Raw genomic sequence first — 15,224 nt, 5'->3', positions numbered from 1 at the left:
CGGCACCCGCCGCGAAGCCCACCCCGGACCCGGTGGTCGAGCAGCGAGCGCCAGCGAGCGTCGACGAAACCTCCGCACCCGAGAAGGAGCCGGAGCCGGAGCCACCGGCTCGGCCCCTGGACGGCGCGGCCCTGAGCGCGGCGGCAACGGCCGCGGCCAGCGACGAGCCCGAGGCTGAGACGACGGAGCCGGAGCCGACGGAGCCGGAGCCGACCGAGCCCGAGACGACGGCGCCGGAGCCGACCGAGCCGAAGCCGACCGAGCCCGAGCAGAACCCGCAGCCCAGCGGCGAGGCCCACCAGCCGAAGACCGACGTCGACATCCACGCCACGGGCTCGCTCTTCGACCTCTGACCGGCAGGCGCATCGGCCGCGGCCGATCGGAGGGCTATCCCATCCAGGCGTAGCGTCGGCTCCGAACAGGAGTCGACATGGATCCCCGGGAGTACCGCGACGCGCGCTGGCACTCGCTGCTGCGCGCCGCTGCCGAGCTCGGCGTCCCGGACGACGAGGCGCCGGCGCTGGTCGACCGGGTCCTGAACAGGCAGCAGCGCCGGATCCGCCGCGCGGAGGACCCCGACCCGGTCGTCCGGCAGGCGCTCGCCGACGCCGTCCTCGGGCCCCCCGAGCGCTCATCGCGACAGCGGAGCCGAGGCTGGCTGGTCGCGGCCGGACTGGTCGCCGTCCTGGGGGCTGTCGGGACCGTGGTAGCGCTCACCCGACCCGAGCCACCGCCGGCCGACCACCTGCGCGCCGACCAGATGCCGTCGCTCTTCGGGTACGACGGAGACGCGGCCAGCGCGCTGCTCGAGAAGCGGGGGCTCAAGGTCCAGCAGCGGCCGTTCCGCTCGTGCGAGGTGCGCGACCGCGTCGTGGCGAGCGAGCCCGCCGCGGGTGCGCCGTACGACCGAGGCGATCACGTCGTCGTCTACACGGCGCTGCCGGCCGACGTCTCCTGCCTGACCGACTACGGCGAGCGCGAGCTCGCCTGGCAGCTGCTCGACTTCGCCAACGGGCACGGGCCGGCGCCGGCGTTCGCGCCGCGGGTGTGGGTCTACCCAGGCGACGGCCCGGCCCAGATCCTGACCGGACGCGAGGCCGCCGACCCCGCGTCCTGGAAGGCCAGCGGCGTCCTGGGCGCGCTGCGCACGGCCTCCCGCGACGTATCGCTGGTCCAGCAGCACCCGCTGACGTACGCCGTCCCGGCCGTCCGCGTCATCGCGGCCACCGAGGGACTGGGGCGGTGCGGCGTCCCCGACCCCTCCGTCGCCGGTACGGCGGACGTCGTGGCGTTCCTGGTCCGCTCGGCCGATCGCCGCGGCTGCCCGCTGCGCGTCGAGATCTACCGCGACGAGTCCCGGCGCATCGACAGCGTCGTGCTCTACCGGACCTCGTCCTGATCCGCGACCTGCTCCTGGTGCGGGGGTACGACGACCGGCCGCAGCCGGGCCCACACCAGGAAGGCCAGGCCGATGGCGAGCATCACCAGGCCCGCCCACAGGTTGGCGTTGACGCCGCCGGTCTTGTCGCGCTCCTGGTCGCCGAAGATCCCCATCACGGTGAGGATCACGCCGTACAGGCCGATCAGCGCGCCGATGATGTTGCGGATGTCGAAGGCGCCCGCGGTGTGCTGGTTCTGTGCCATGTCAGGCTCCTCAGAAGATCAGGTTCAAGATGATGACCAGCACCAGCGCGATGCCGGCGAGCGGCAGGGTGCGCTGGTACCACGGACGACCGGCCTCGTCGGGATCCACGAGGTCCTCGCGCGGTGTCTCCGAGTAGACCAGACCGCGCAGCTCGGAGGCCGGCTTGGGCTGGGTCACCATGGAGACCGCGATGCTCAGCACGATGTCGACCACGAACGCTGCACCGGCTGCGACGAACGAGGCACCCTGCCCGCCGATGGGGATGACGCCGGTGCTCCACGAGCCGAAGGCGTCCTCGGAGAGGAAGGCCACCGCGACGGCCGAGACGGTGCCGGCGACGAGGCCGACCCAACCGGCGGTCGGCGTCATCCGCTTCCAGAACATACCGAGGATGAAGGTGGCGAAGAGCGGTGCGTTGAAGAACCCGAAGAGCGTCTGCAGGTAGTTCATGATGTTCGAGAAGTTCGACGCGAGGCTAGCTGTGAAGATCGCGATGACGACCGCCGCCACCGTGGCGAGCCGGCCCACGAGCAGGTAGTACTCGTCGCTGCGGTCCTTGACGACGTACCGCTGCCAGAGGTCGTAGCTCCAGACGGTGTTGAACGCCGAGATGTTGGCGGCCATGCCGGCCATGAACGCGGCGAGGAGGCCGGCGATCGCCACGCCCAGCAGACCGTTGGGCAGGACGTCTCGCATCAACAGCAGCAGGGAGTCGTTGTAGGTGACCCCCTCCCCGGAGGCCCCGCCAGCGACCGCTTCCCCGGACTTGAACTTGGCGATCTCGCTGACCAGGACCGCCGCGATCATGCCGGGGATGATCGTGATGAAGGGGACGAACATCTTGGGGTAGGCGCCGATGATCGGGGTCTTGCGGGCCGAGGAGATGGAGTTGGACGCCATCGCCCGCTGCACCTCGACGAAGTTCGTCGTCCAGTAGCCGAAGGAGAGCACGAAGCCGAGGCCGAAGACGATGCCGACGACCGACCAGAAGTCCGAGGTGAAGCCGGTCAGCGCGTTGCCCGGCCACGAGTTCAGCTGCTGCTCGGCGGGGGCGATCGTGTCGGGGTGCGCGTTGGCGGCCTTCGTGATGCCGTCGGTCAGGCCGTCCCAGCCACCGACCCGGTGCAGGCCGATCAGCGTGAGCGGCAGCAGCGCGGCGACGATCACGAAGAACTGCAGGACCTCGTTGTAGATCGCGGCGCTCAGGCCACCGAGGGTGATGTACGAGAGGACGATGACGGCGGCGACGATCAGCGCCACCCACAGCGACCAGCCGAGCAGCGCGTGCACGATGCTGCCGAGCAGGAAGAGGTTGATGCCGGCGATCAGCAGCTGCGCGACGGCGAACGAGATCGAGTTGACCAGGTGGGCCCCGGTGCCGAAGCGCCGGAACATGAACTCCGGGACCGACCGCACCTTCGAGCCGTAGTAGAACGGCATCATCACGACGCCGAGGAAGAGCATCGCCGGGATGGCGCCCACCCAGAAGTAGTGCACGGCCGGAAGACCGAACTGGGCGCCGTTGGCGGACATGCCCATGATCTCGACCGCGCCGAGGTTGGCGGAGATGAACGCGAGGCCCGTGACCCACGCCGGCAGCGAGCGCCCCGACAGGAAGAAGTCGAGGGAGTCGGAGACCTGGCGCCGGGCCAGCAGCCCGATGCCGAGCACCACCCCGAAGTACAGAAGGATGATCAGGTAGTCGACGAACTTCGCGTCGATGAGGGTGGTGGCCAAAACAGTCGGACTCGACATCTAGTGCGCCTCTCGTGCACCGATCCGGTGGTGAACTCCCGGAAGGACCACCGGGGCTGGTGCCCACGAACGGCGCCGCACAAACCTCGCGCCGGCCCTGCGCCGGCCCTGCGCCGCCCCGTGCGCGCCCACGACACCGGAGTGACGTCAGGCACGGGTTGACGTGACGTCATGGTGATGTCACAGTGGTGCACATGGACATCACCCCGTACGTCGAGGGTCTGCGTCGCGATCTGCTCGCGGCGGCGGACGCCGCCGGGCCCGAGGCCCGCGCCGTGACCGAGCGGCTCGCCTTCGCCCTGGACCCGGCCGCCCGGCTGGCCCTGATGGAGGCCATCTCGCAGGCGGCCGCCGAGATCACCGCCGAGCTGCCGTCGGGCGGCGTCGACGTCCGGCTCAGCGGCCGGGAGCTCGAGTTCGCCGTGCACGCTCCGGCGCCGCCCGATCCGCCGGCCCCGCCCCCGCCGCCCTCCGCGGAGGAGCCCGAGGAGGACGGAGGCGTCGCCCGGATCACGCTGCGCATCCCGGAGTCGGTCAAGGCCAAGGCGGAGGAGCTCGCCACCAGGTCCGGCCACTCGCTCAACACCTGGCTGGTCAACGTGGTCCGCGGCGCGACCCGCGAGGGCGCCATCAACGTGGACATCGACCTCTCGAGCATCCCGTTCGTCGGGGGCAGCGACCCCTTCGGCGGCAAGCGCGGCAGCAAGCGCATGACCGGCTGGGCGTAGCGCAGCCGGTCGAGACCGAGCACCTCCCCAGCAGCTCGACCACGGGCCCGGCGTACCGCCGGTCCCGCGGACGACCACACCCTCACGCAGGAGACATCATGACCGAGCAGCACTTCGACACCCCCCAGCCCATCGACCTCTTCGTCGAGATCGGCCGCGGCCTGGTCGCGGTCACCGCCACCGACACCGCGCAGACCGAGGTGACGATCACCGGCCGCGACGCCGACCAGGTGACCGTCCGCGAGGACCGGGGCCAGATCAGCGTCGTCGGGCCCAAGCAGCTGGGCAGCTTCTTCGGCGGCGACCACAAGCTCGACGTCCGCGTGACGCTGCCGACCGACAGCAACGTCGTGGTCCGCACCGGCAGCGCGGACATCAGCCTGACCGGCGACGTCGGCACCGCGAAGCTGAAGAGCGGGTCCGGCACCGTGCACGTCGGCGCGGCGAGCGGCCCACTCCTCACCGAGACGGGCTCCGGCGACATCCGCATCGAGCAGGCGCGCGGCGCTCTCAAGGTCAAGAGCGGGTCGGGTGACATCGTCGTCGGCAGCTCCACCGGGGTGGTCTCGGTGTCGACCGGCTCCGGCGACGTACGCCTGGGGTCGACCGGTGGGCCCACGGTCGTGAAGACCGGCTCCGGAGACCTCGAGGTCGGCGAGTCGACCCACGACCTGTCCCTCACGACCGGGTCCGGCGACCTCGTGGTCAACCGCGCCCACCGAGGCCGGGTCACCGCCAAGGGTGCCTCCGGCGACGTCCGCGTCGGCATCCCTGCCGGGGTGCCGGTGTGGACGGACATCACCACCGTCAGCGGCGAGATCCGGTCCACCCTCACCAGCGCCGGTCAGCCCGCGAAGGGCGCCGACCACGTCGAGGTCCGAGCCCGCACCGTCAGCGGGGACGTCGTCCTCGCCGAGTCCTAGGAGGAGCCGTCATGGAGTTCAGCAACCCGACCATCGACGCCGAGATCAACCGGCAGCAGCTCGCCGAGCGGATCGCTCGCGCCAGCACCCCGAAGATGGCGTCCAGCACGCACCGGCACCTGCTGGCCCAGCGGCTGCGTCGGATCGCCGACGCCGTCGACAGCTAGCCCTACCCGCGCATGGCGACACCGCGTCGCCAGTAGCCCATGAACGCCACCTGGCGCCGGTCCACCTCGAGATCCTTGACCAGGACCCGACGCAGGGCGGTGACCACGCCGGACTCCCCCGCGATCCAGGCGTAGATGCCGTCGAGGTCGTGACCGACCACCGTCGCGGCGCCCTCCACCTCCTCGCCCGAGGACGAGTACGTCGGGGTCTCCCACAGATCGGGGTCGACCTCGTCCGGCTCGTCGCTGCCCACGGCGGGCGCCCCGACGCCGAGGTGGTGGAGCACCGCGGCGCGCAGCGGTGCGCCGTGGTCGGCCCCGTCGCGCGGCAGCCAGACCACCTCGACCCCCTCGGGGTGCGGCACCGTCAGCACGTCGGCGGAGGTCGGCACCTCGAGGAAGGCCGCGCCGACCGCATCGGGTCTCAGGTGGCCGAGGATCGCGCAGACGGCCGGCACGGCGGTCTCGTCGCCGACGAGCAGCAGGCGGCTCGCCGTACCGGGCTGGAACTCGATGCCGCCGTAGAAGTCGCCGCGTCGCGGCGCGATCAGGACCAGCCGGTCCCCGACTGCCGCTCGAGCGGCCCACGCACATCCCGGCCCCGGGGCGCCGTGGTCGTCGGGGTGCACGACGATGTCGACGACCAGTCGCGTGTCCGGGCCCTCGCCGACCACGTCGCGGACGGTGTAGGTGCGCATGTGACCGCGCTCCGCCACCGGACGGTCGAGCCAGGTGGCGTACCAGGAGTCGTCGGCCCCCTCGAACGACGGGACCGGGCCGTCCTCGTGCGGGAGGACCAGCTTGATCCGCTGGTCGTAGAGCGGTCCGTCGACCCCGAAGTCGGCCAGGCAGGCGCCGCCGAGCTCGACCCGGACGAAGGACGGCGACAGCCGCTCCACGCGGACCACCTCGACCTCGTCGAGGATCATCGGCAGGGACTGCTGGGTCGTGGTCATGAAGTTAGGCTAACCTAACTTCAGACCCGGCCGCCGTGGCGGGAGCGTCCTAGATGGACGTGCGGTGGAAGTTCTGGAAGGACCGCGACGGCGTGGGACCGCGCTGCCCCTGGTAGCGAGAGCCGTACTTCGCCGAGCCGTACGGGTGCTCGCTGGCCGAGGTCAGCTGGAAGAAGCAGAACTGCCCGATCTTCATCCCCGGGTAGAGCTTGATCGGCAGCGTCGCGACGTTGGCCAGCTCCAGGGTGACGTGCCCGGAGAACCCCGGGTCCACGAACCCGGCGGTCGCGTGGGTCAGCAGGCCGAGCCGGCCCAGCGACGACTTGCCCTCGACCCGGGCGGCGATGTCGTCGGGCAGCGAGATGACCTCGTACGTCGACCCCAGCACGAACTCACCCGGGTGCAGGATGAACGGCTCGTCGCCGTCCGGCTCGACCTCGCGGGTCAGGTCGGACTGGTCGGCCGCGGGGTCGATGTGCGGGTAGCGGTGGTTCTCGAAGACCCGGAAGAAGCGGTCCAGGCGCACGTCGACCGAGGAGGGCTGGAGCATCGCGGGATCCCAGGGGTCCAGCGCGATCCGGCCGGCGTCGATCTGGCCCAGGATGTCGCGGTCTGACAGCAGCACGGTGTGACCCTATCCGGGTCGTCCGCCTCTCGCCTGGCTATGGGCCGGCCTCAGGCGGACGACCCGGTGGGTGGACGATGGAGCCGTGAGCTTCCAGCGGTACGTCGCCCTCGGCGACTCCTTCACCGAGGGCGTCGGCGACCCCGACCCGACCCGTCCCAACGGCCTGCGCGGCTGGGCCGACCGGGTCGCCGAGGTCCTGGCCCGTGACGCCCGCGCGGGCGCGACGGACTTCGGCTACGCCAACCTCGCGATCCGGGGCCGCAAGCTCCCCGGCATCCTCGACGAGCAGATCGAGCCCGCCCTCGCGCTCGGGCCCGACCTGGTCACCATCTACGCCGGCGCCAACGACATCCTGCGGCCCAAGGTCGACATCGACGCGATCGTGGGGCGGTACGACGAGGCGCTCGGTCGGCTCGCGGCCACCGGCACCCGCCTGCTGGTGTTCACCGCGTTCGACCCGGGCGGCTCGGCGATCTACCGCCCCCTGCGCGGGCGGTTCGCCCTCTACAACGAGCTCGTGCGCACCAGCGCCCGCGTGCACGGCGCCACCGTCGTCGACTTCTGGACCATGCGGGAGTACCGCGACTGGCGCTACTGGGACGCCGACCGCATGCACCTCGGCCCGGCCGGTCACCAGCGGATGGCGACCGAGGTGCTCGACACCCTCGGCGTACCCCACGACCTGGCACCGCTCCCCCTCACCGACCGTCCGGCGCTCTCCCGCGCCGAGCAGCGCCGCGAGCACCTCGCCTGGATCCGCGGGTCGGCGGCGCCCTGGGTGCACCGCCGGCTGACCGGCCGATCGTCGGGCGACGGCCTCGACCCCAAGCGCCCCACGCTGCTCCCGATCGACTAGTATCGCCGCGACCGCCGGCTCCGGCCCGTGGTCGTGCGGATGTAGCTCAGCTGGTAGAGCGCGACCTTCCCAAGGTCGATGTCGCGAGTTCGAATCTCGTCATCCGCTCCACTCGTCTCCACCCCTGGCCCACCTGCGCCCACTCGTGCCCACTCGCGCGACGCCCGCCCCGGCGTACGCCGGACTTCTCCTCAGGCCCGCGCCGTACCAGCCGATCCGTCTTCGTGGCCTGTGACTGGTGTGACTCACGGTGCGCTTGACTATCCAAGTGGCCAGGGTGACAGTGGTGGGGCCGCGTCCCCTTCCCCCTTCCGGACTCGAGGTTCTGATGTCCCGCCCCCGCGCCATCGCTCTATCCGTCGGCGCCCTGGCGCTGCTCCTGGCGCTCACGCCCTTCGTCCCCCGCGGCCACCACGGTGGTGACGGGGGACTCCGTCCGTCCGGCGACCAGGCGGCGTCCGCGCTGCTCCCTGCCAACGCCGTCGGCCCGTCCCGGGTCACCCCGGCCATGCAGTCCGAGATCGACCGCGTGGTCGCCGCCGGCCGGTCCGCGGGCCGCCTCGTCGGCCGCGCCACCCCGACCGCGCTCGCGCGCAGCACCGCGCAGCTGGTGCGCTGCGCCGACCTCGACGGACAGCGCTACTGCCTCGGTGTCGGGTGGACCGACGACACGCAGGCCGACGTCCAGGACCGGGTCGCCTCCGCCGCGCGGATGACGGGCCGGGTCGCCGCCGTCGACCGGACCGGTGACCTCGACGCCGCGGCCTCCCTGGCGCGTACGGCGCGGATGTCGCCCGCCGCCCGCGCCCGCTCCGAGCGCAGCGAGCTCGAGCTGGCCGCTCGCTCGGTCGCCAAGGTGTGGCTGCTGCGCCACGAGATGCAGGGCGTGGCGCTGCCCGCCGGCTTCCTGGCCCGGCACCCGGAGGCCCGCGCCACCGTCGCCGTGCCGACCGCCGCCCGCACGGCCACGGCGTCCCCGAAGCCGAGTGCCTCGGCCAAGCCGAGCAGCGCCGCCGCGTCGACCAAGGCCAGCGCCAAGCCGAAGCCCAAGCCGTCGGCCGCCAGCACCAAGCCCAAGACCGCCCGCAGCTATCCGGAGCGGTCGACGGTGATGACCGTCAAGCGCGTGACCGAGCAGAAGCGCACGTACTGGTGCGGCCCGACCTCGATGCAGATGATCGCGTGGGGCGCGGGCAAGGCCCACAGCCAGCAGTACTGGGCGGACAAGCTCGGCACGACCACCGGCGGCACCGCGATCACCGACATGGTCCGCGTCATCAACCGCACCACGACCTGGGACAGCCCCAAGCGGGCCGGCACCTACGTCACCCTCGACATCGGCGACTGGTCCTTCAACCAGTGGATGCTGCTGATGATGCGCCACATCCACGACTACCGCGCGCCGGTCGTCCTGCACCCGGCCCTGCTCAAGCGCTACTACCCGTACCTCGACGACGACGCCTCCGGGCACTACCAGGTCGGTCGCGGCTACGACAAGAACGGCGCCAAGCCCACCCTCCTCGGCTACTTCGAGCCCTGGAACCAGCAGCGCTTCGACCCGTCCGAGCCCTACATCGCCCGCGTCCAGTGGCGCCGTGCCTACAAGAGCTACCGCGCCAACCAGGCCCACTTCCTCCACAACGTCGGCGTCTGATGCTGCGGTACGCCGCCGCGACGCTGCTGCTGGTGACCCTGGTCGCCTGCGGGAGCGACGACCCCGACGACCCGCGCGCCGAGCGCACCCCGTCGGCGACGTCCGCGACCGGCCCGACCGACCAGCCGAGCGACCAGCCGCCCTCCGGCGGCACGGTCGACGCCCCGCTCGCGCTCGACGCCGCGACCGACCTGCTCGACTGGCAGCCGGTCGACGGCTCCGTCGACGACACGGTGACCCGCAACGAGGACTGGACCCTCAGCGTCCTCGACGAGGGTGACCAGTGGAAGCTGTCGGGGCCGAGCGCCGGTGGCGGCGGCGGGTCCTCCGGGTGGCGGGTCAGCGACGCGCTGCTCGACGAGGACTGGGCCGTCGTCGTGCTCCAGGACAAGACGGAGGAGAAGCCCAGCCGGGCCACCGTCACCGAGCTCGCGACCGGGAGGTCGTTCACGCTCGACGGGAGGTCCGACGTACCGACCGTCAACGGCGGCACCTGGGCGCTCGGCGACGGGCGCGTGCTGCACGCGACCACCGACAAGGGCGCCTACTGCCTGGCCTCGGTCGACCTGGCGAGCCGCGCCTCAGAGGTCGCCTGGTGCGCCCCGAGGCGGAGCGGCTTCAACGGCGCCCGCCTCGGCCCTGGCGGCGACTCGCTGCTGACCTTCGACGACGGCCAGCCCGCCTGCCGCACGGTCGTCACGGTGGCCGACGGCGCCGCGACCCCATTCGCCGACGTCGCGGACTGCACGGCGTGGGACGGCCTCGCGATCGAGGACGGCGCGATCTGGTCGGTGATCCCCGACGAGCAGCAGGTCGAGGAGGCCGACCTCCATGCCCGCGTCGGCACGGGCTACTTCGACCTCGGCCCCGGTACGGCGGGCAGCCTCACCTGGTGCGACGACGCGGCGTACTTCACCCGCGACCCGCAGCGTGACGGCGACCCCGCGACCCTGCTGCGCTGGGATCCTCAAGACGGCCTCTCGGTGGTCTACGAGTCACCGCAGGGCGAGGCGTTCGTCGAGGCGCCCCGCTGCGGAGGCGACACCATCACCCTCACCGCCCGCACCTCCTCGGGCGACGAGCAGGTCACGGCCGACCTCTGAGGACGCGCCGCCTAGGCTGGCTGGCGTGACTGCAGGCTTCACCGGGTTCCCCGTCGCGGCGCTCGACTTCTACGACGACCTCGAGGTCGACAACACCAAGTCGTTCTGGGAGAAGCACAAGGCGGTGTACGCCGACGCGGTCAAGGCGCCGATGACGGCGCTGTGCGCGGCGCTCGAGCCGGAGTTCGGACCGGCCAAGGTCTTCCGGCCCTACCGTGACGTCCGCTTCGCCAAGGACAAGACGCCGTACAAGACCCACCAGGGCGCGTTCGTGCGGATGGGCGAGTCGACCGGCTGGTACGTCGAGCTGTCGCCGCGCGGCGTCCGCACCGGTGCCGGGTTCTACGAGGCGAGCGGTCCCCGGCTGGCGGCGTTCCGCGAGGCCGTCGCGCACGACCGGTTCGGGCCCGAGCTGGAGAAGATCCTCAAGCCCCTGCCCCGCAAGGGCTTCGAGATCAGCGGCGACCGCCTCAAGACCACCCCCCGTGGGTACGACGCCGACCACCCGCGCATCGACCTGCTCCGGCACCGCTCACTGGTCGTCGGGCACCCGCTCGGCTTCGAGGCGGTCGTCCAGACCCCGGAGCTCCTCGACCTGGTGCGCGCGGACTGGCGGGCGATGCGGCCGCTCGTCGAGTGGTGCGCCCGGCACACCCAGGTCTGATCAGGCCGGGCGGAGCACCCGCGCCAGGAACTCGTCGAGGTTCGACGTCAGCCGCGCCACCCGCTGCTCGGTCGTCAGGGTCTCGTGGACGACCGGACCGGACGTGGCGGCCTTCCCGCGCACGACGAGCGAGCAGGTCAGGTCCGCGCACATGTAGGTGCCGACGGAGTGACCCTGCTGAGCGCCCCGTCCCGCACGGGGCGCCACCATCAGCGACACCCCGCCGGAGCGGACGGTGAGGCACAGCGAGCACATGCTCGACCGTCGGGCCGTGCCGGCCTGCGGAGCACGGAGCACGACACCGCAGAGGCGGCCGCCGTGCTCGGCCACCAGGTAGCCGCGGGCCGGCGCCTGCGGGTCGCGCCAGCCGAGGTAGTCCAGGTCCGACCACGGCTGCTCGGTCAGGTCGCGGGGCAGGTTCAGGCGACGCGCCTCGCCCTTCGTGCAGTTCACGAAGGAGGCGCGGATCTCGGGCTCGAGCAGGGCTTCCACCTGCCCGACGGTAGGTCGCCTATAGTGTTTAGGCAAATCACTACTGGATGCAGGGGGAACGGTGCCACGAGCAGGTCTCACCAGCGAACGGGTCGTCCGGGCCGGCGCCGAGCTGGCCGACGAGGTCGGGCTCGAGGCGGTCACCGTGTCGGCGCTCGCCCGCGCCTTCGGCGTCCGCACGGCCAGCCTCTACTCCCACGTGGACGGTGCCACCGGCCTCCAGGAGGGCATCGCCCGCCTGGCGCTGGACGAGCTGGCCGACCTGGCCGGGGAGGCCGTCGCCGGTCGGTCGGGCAAGGACGCCCTGGTCGCGCTGGCCTCGGCGTACCGCGACTATGCGGGCCGGCACCCCGGCAGGTACGCCGCCACGCGCCTGCGGCTGGCGGCGGACTCGGTCGCGGTCCCGGCGGCCCGCCGGCACGCCACCCTCACCCGCTCGGTCCTGCGCGGCTACCCGCTCGACGAGGCGTACGCCGTGCACGCCGTGCGCCTGATCGGCAGCGTCGTCCACGGGTTCACCGCGCTCGAGGTCGGCGGCAGCTTCGAGCACAGCGCGCCGGCGAGCGAGGAGAGCTGGGCCCGGATCCTCGACGCCCTCGACCTCACCCTGCGGCAGTGGTCGAGCTCGGCTTCGTGAAGCTCGCCATCGTCCGCTCGGGCTCCCAGAAGGCCTTCATCGAGGCGACCCTGCCGTCGTCGTGGACGACGTAGACCATGATCAGCTCGGTGATCGTGTAGCTGCCGTCCGCGAAGGACGTCTTGATCCGGCCGATGTTGGCGCAGGTGTTGCTGCCCGGGTTGGCGAAGGACTCGCAGATGTCGAACTCGAAGATGTCGATCGGCTCGATCGCCAGCCTCCAGAAGGCCGAGATCCCCTCGTGCCCGTGGTGACCGCGGCCCTCGGGATCGAACATCGACGGGCCGACCGGGTCCTCGAGCACCGCGTCCTCGGCGTACACGGTCAGCCACTCGGCGAGATCGCCCTTCGCGACGGCGGAGTACGACCGCTGCGAGGCGGCGCGCGCCGGGTGGTCGTCGTTCGGCGCGTTCCACGTGATGGCGTCGGAGGTGATCATGGCCGCATCCTAGGCGTGAAGTGGAACACGTTCTAGTCTCGCCAGGCACCGCATCGCGGGCGGCCCGGTGCGGCTCGGTGCGGCTCAGTGCGGCTGCCAGGCGTCCTCGTCGGCCGACAGCGAGGTGACCGCCTCGGGGAGCTTGCGGTCGGCGAGGTCCTGGATCGAGACCCGCTCGAAGACGTCGCGCAGCGAGCGACGGGCGGCGATCCACACGTGCTGCAGCACGTCGGCCGCCTCGTTGTAGGTGACCGCCTCGGGCCGCAGCCCGTAGACGGAGACGAGCGGCCCGTCGACGGCACGGATCACGTCGGCCACCGAGACCTCCGCGGCCGGCCGACCCATCCGCCAGCCGCCGGACTGGCCGCGCTGCGACATCACGACGCCCGCCCGGCGCAGGTCGGCCAGGATCGCCTGGAGGAAACCGTGCGGGATCTCCTGGAGCCGACCTAGCTCCTCCGCGCTCACGGCCCTGCCGTCGGCCCGCGTGGCCATCTCGATCAGCGCACGCAGGGCGTAGTCGGACTTGGCGGAAACTCGCATGCGTCCAGTGTGTCAGATGTGTCGACTTGTTCACTCGACCTTGGTGTCTAGTCCCCAGAGTTCGGGACCCCCGTGTTGCAAGGTTACTGGCCAGTACGTATTCTGAGGGTTACTGACGAGTATCAAGCGCGAAGGTGGGGCCGTGAGCCACTACAAGAGCAACATCCGCGACATCGAGTTCAACCTCTTCGAGGTCCTCGGCCGCGGCGACGTCCTGGGCACCGGCCCGTTCGCCGAGGTCGACACCGAGACCGCTCGAGAGATCCTGTCCGAGGTCGACCGGCTGTCCCGCGAGGAGCTCGCCGAGTCGTTCGTCGACGCGGACCGCAACCCGCCCGTCTTCGACCCGACGACCAACACGGCACCGCTGCCGGAGTCGTTCAAGAAGAGCTACCACGCCTGGATGGACGCCGAGTACTGGCGCCTCGGGACGATGGCGGAGCTCGGCGGCACCCCGGCACCGTCCAGCCTGAACTGGGCGCTCGGCGAGCTGGTGCTCGGCTCCAACCCGGCGATCTGGATGTACGGCGCCGGCCCGGCGTTCTCGGGCGTCATCTACCGCAACGGCAACGAGCGCGACCGCAGGATCGCCCAGCTGGTCGTCGATCGGGGCTGGAACACCACGATGGTGCTGACCGAGCCCGACGCGGGCTCCGACGTCGGCGCCGGCCGCGCGAAGGCCACCCAGAACCCCGACGGCACCTGGAACATCGAGGGCGTCAAGCGCTTCATCACCTCCGCCGAGGGCGACCTCAGCGACAACATCATTCACATGGTGCTGGCCCGCCCGGTCGGCGTCGAGGGGGCGGGCGGCCCCGGCACGAAGGGCCTCAGCCTCTTCATCGTGCCGAAGTTCCACGTCGACCTCGAGACCGGCGAGCTGGGCGAGCGCAACGGCGCCTACGTCACCAACGTCGAGCACAAGATGGGCATCAAGGTCTCCAACACCTGCGAGCTCACCTTCGGCGACCCGGGCGTCGGCGGCGGCGAGCCGGCCGTCGGCTACCTGCTGGGCGAGGTGCACAACGGCATCGCGCAGATGTTCCAGGTCATCGAGAACGCCCGGATGATGGTGGGCACCAAGGCCATCGCCACCCTGTCGACCGGCTACCTCAACGCGCTCGACTTCGCCAAGGAGCGCGTGCAGGGCGCCGACCTCGCGCAGTCCGCGGACAAGACCGCGCCGCGCGTGACGATCACCCACCACCCCGACGTACGCCGCTCGCTGATGACGCAGAAGTCGTACGCCGAGGCGATGCGCGCCCTGGTGCTCTACACCGCGACCTGGCAGGACCAGGTCATGATCGCCGAGCACAACGGCGAGCGCGACGAGCTGGCGGAGAAGGTCAACGACCTGCTGCTGCCGATCGTCAAGGGCTACGGCTCGGAGAAGTCCTGGACGCTGCTGGGCACCGAGTCGCTGCAGACCTTCGGCGGCTCCGGCTTCCTGCAGGAGTACCCGATCGAGCAGTACGTCCGCGACGCCAAGATCGACACCCTCTACGAGGGCACCACCGCGATCCAGGGCCAGGACTTCTTCTTCCGCAAGATCGTCAAGGACCAGGGCGCCGCCCTCGGCCACCTGGCCACGGAGATCTCGGCGTTCATCGCGAGCGAGGCCGGCAACGGCCGGCTCAAGGTCGAGCGCGAGCTGCTCGCGACGGCCCTCGACGACGCCCAGGCGATCGTCGGCCACATGATCAACGACCTGATGTCGGCACAGGACGAGACCCGCAACATCTACAAGGTCGGGCTCAACACCAGCCGCCTGCTGATGGTGCTCGGCGACGTCGTCTGCTCGTGGCTGCTGCTGCGCCAGGCCGAGGTCGCGCTCGCCAAGCTCGGCGGCGACCCGGGCAAGGACCAGGCCTTCTACGAGGGCAAGGTCGCGGCCGCGCAGTACTTCGCCCGCACCGTGCTGCCGAAGATCGCCGCCGAGCGTCAGCTCGCGGAGACCGTCGACCTCGCGATCATGGACCTGGACGAGTCGGCCTTCTGAGCCGGGTCGATCCGAGCCCTCGCCGAGTCGGCGCC

General features: G+C 71.5%; 17 protein-coding genes, 1 tRNA gene and 1 pseudogene. 12 read left to right on the top strand and 7 right to left on the bottom strand.

Translation table 11 applies throughout. The annotated features are described in order from the left end of the window. Both N542_RS24445 and N542_RS0110905 read left to right on the top strand, forming a co-directional pair. A pseudogene (locus tag N542_RS24445) lies at nt 1–353 on the top strand (Fe-S cluster protein); the annotation flags it as partial. A gap of 77 nt (nt 354–430) precedes the next feature. After that, entirely contained in the window at nt 431–1,399 is a 969-nt protein-coding gene (locus N542_RS0110905; RefSeq protein WP_028643941.1) for a PASTA domain-containing protein, read from the top strand. Here the strand turns inward: N542_RS0110905 and N542_RS24440 are convergent. Continuing rightward, a complete protein-coding gene (locus N542_RS24440; protein WP_036507305.1) occupies nt 1,381–1,644 on the bottom strand; it encodes a hypothetical protein in 264 nt (87 codons plus the stop codon). The genes N542_RS0110905 and N542_RS24440 overlap by 19 nt on opposite strands. Before the next feature lie 10 nt (nt 1,645–1,654). Continuing rightward, nucleotides 1,655–3,400, bottom strand: coding sequence for a sodium:solute symporter family protein (locus tag N542_RS0110895; protein WP_028643940.1), 1,746 nt, complete (start codon nt 3,398–3,400; stop codon nt 1,655–1,657). Between the two features lie 194 nt (nt 3,401–3,594). Here N542_RS0110895 and N542_RS0110890 point away from each other — a divergent pair, with 194 nt between their 5' ends. The 3 genes from N542_RS0110890 (at nt 3,595) to N542_RS27500 (ending at nt 5,218) form a co-directional block, all read left to right on the top strand. Next, complete coding sequence (locus N542_RS0110890; RefSeq protein ID WP_036507302.1) at nt 3,595–4,128, top strand: toxin-antitoxin system HicB family antitoxin; 534 nt, start codon at nt 3,595–3,597, stop codon at nt 4,126–4,128. A gap of 98 nt (nt 4,129–4,226) precedes the next feature. Further along, on the top strand, nt 4,227–5,051 hold the full coding sequence (locus tag N542_RS0110885) for a DUF4097 family beta strand repeat-containing protein (RefSeq protein ID WP_028643938.1): 825 nt from the start codon (nt 4,227–4,229) through the stop codon (nt 5,049–5,051). 11 nt (nt 5,052–5,062) lie between these two features. Then, nucleotides 5,063–5,218: a hypothetical protein gene (locus tag N542_RS27500; protein ID WP_155992976.1), complete on the top strand. Its 156-nt coding sequence runs from the start codon at nt 5,063–5,065 to the stop codon at nt 5,216–5,218. A gap of 2 nt (nt 5,219–5,220) precedes the next feature. On the opposite strand, the gene N542_RS0110875 is transcribed toward N542_RS27500, so the two are convergent. After that, nucleotides 5,221–6,174 carry a siderophore-interacting protein gene (locus tag N542_RS0110875; RefSeq protein WP_036507299.1) on the bottom strand — a complete coding sequence of 318 codons (954 nt, stop codon included), beginning with the start codon at nt 6,172–6,174 and terminating at the stop codon, nt 5,221–5,223. A 49-nt stretch (nt 6,175–6,223) separates the two neighbouring features. Further along, complete coding sequence (gene dcd, locus N542_RS0110870; protein WP_028643936.1) at nt 6,224–6,799, bottom strand: dCTP deaminase; 576 nt, start codon at nt 6,797–6,799, stop codon at nt 6,224–6,226. An 85-nt stretch (nt 6,800–6,884) separates the two neighbouring features. On the opposite strand from dcd, the gene N542_RS0110865 reads away from it, so the two are divergent. The 5 genes from N542_RS0110865 to N542_RS0110845 all read left to right on the top strand — a co-directional run bounded on the left by N542_RS0110865 (nt 6,885) and on the right by N542_RS0110845 (nt 11,079). After that, complete coding sequence (locus N542_RS0110865; RefSeq protein WP_028643935.1) at nt 6,885–7,658, top strand: SGNH/GDSL hydrolase family protein; 774 nt, start codon at nt 6,885–6,887, stop codon at nt 7,656–7,658. Between the two features lie 35 nt (nt 7,659–7,693). Further along, nucleotides 7,694–7,769 (top strand) — tRNA-Gly (locus N542_RS0110860). Nucleotides 7,770–7,986: 217 nt separating this feature from the next. After that, nucleotides 7,987–9,312, top strand: a complete 1,326-nt coding sequence (locus N542_RS0110855; RefSeq protein WP_028643934.1) for a C39 family peptidase — start codon at nt 7,987–7,989, stop codon at nt 9,310–9,312. Next, nucleotides 9,312–10,415 (top strand): hypothetical protein, encoded by a 1,104-nt coding sequence (locus N542_RS0110850; protein ID WP_028643933.1) that lies wholly within the window; start codon nt 9,312–9,314, stop codon nt 10,413–10,415. The genes N542_RS0110855 and N542_RS0110850 overlap by 1 nt, the downstream gene beginning before the upstream one ends. Nucleotides 10,416–10,440: 25 nt before the next feature. Next, nucleotides 10,441–11,079 carry a DUF2461 domain-containing protein gene (locus tag N542_RS0110845; RefSeq protein ID WP_028643932.1) on the top strand — a complete coding sequence of 213 codons (639 nt, stop codon included), beginning with the start codon at nt 10,441–10,443 and terminating at the stop codon, nt 11,077–11,079. Here the strand turns inward: N542_RS0110845 and N542_RS0110840 are convergent, their stop codons facing one another. Beyond that, entirely contained in the window at nt 11,080–11,571 is a 492-nt protein-coding gene (locus N542_RS0110840; RefSeq protein ID WP_028643931.1) for an FBP domain-containing protein, read from the bottom strand. A 61-nt stretch (nt 11,572–11,632) separates the two neighbouring features. On the opposite strand from N542_RS0110840, the gene N542_RS0110835 reads away from it, so the two are divergent. Further along, on the top strand, nt 11,633–12,208 hold the full coding sequence (locus tag N542_RS0110835; protein WP_028643930.1) for a TetR/AcrR family transcriptional regulator: 576 nt from the start codon (nt 11,633–11,635) through the stop codon (nt 12,206–12,208). Here the strand turns inward: N542_RS0110835 and N542_RS0110830 are convergent. Then, complete coding sequence (locus N542_RS0110830) at nt 12,174–12,647, bottom strand: nuclear transport factor 2 family protein (RefSeq protein WP_028643929.1); 474 nt, start codon at nt 12,645–12,647, stop codon at nt 12,174–12,176. The genes N542_RS0110835 and N542_RS0110830 overlap by 35 nt on opposite strands. 84 nt (nt 12,648–12,731) lie before the next feature. Further along, nucleotides 12,732–13,190 (bottom strand): RrF2 family transcriptional regulator, encoded by a 459-nt coding sequence (locus N542_RS0110825; protein WP_028643928.1) that lies wholly within the window; start codon nt 13,188–13,190, stop codon nt 12,732–12,734. 142 nt (nt 13,191–13,332) lie between these two features. Here N542_RS0110825 and N542_RS0110820 point away from each other — a divergent pair, with 142 nt between their 5' ends. Next, nucleotides 13,333–15,189 (top strand): acyl-CoA dehydrogenase, encoded by a 1,857-nt coding sequence (locus N542_RS0110820; protein ID WP_028643927.1) that lies wholly within the window; start codon nt 13,333–13,335, stop codon nt 15,187–15,189. The last annotated feature ends 35 nt before the right edge of the window (nt 15,190–15,224 follow it).

Source organism: Nocardioides sp. URHA0020 (assembly GCF_000620705.1).
Taxonomy (GTDB): domain Bacteria; phylum Actinomycetota; class Actinomycetes; order Propionibacteriales; family Nocardioidaceae; genus Nocardioides.
This window is presented reverse-complemented; position numbering and strand designations above follow the sequence as displayed.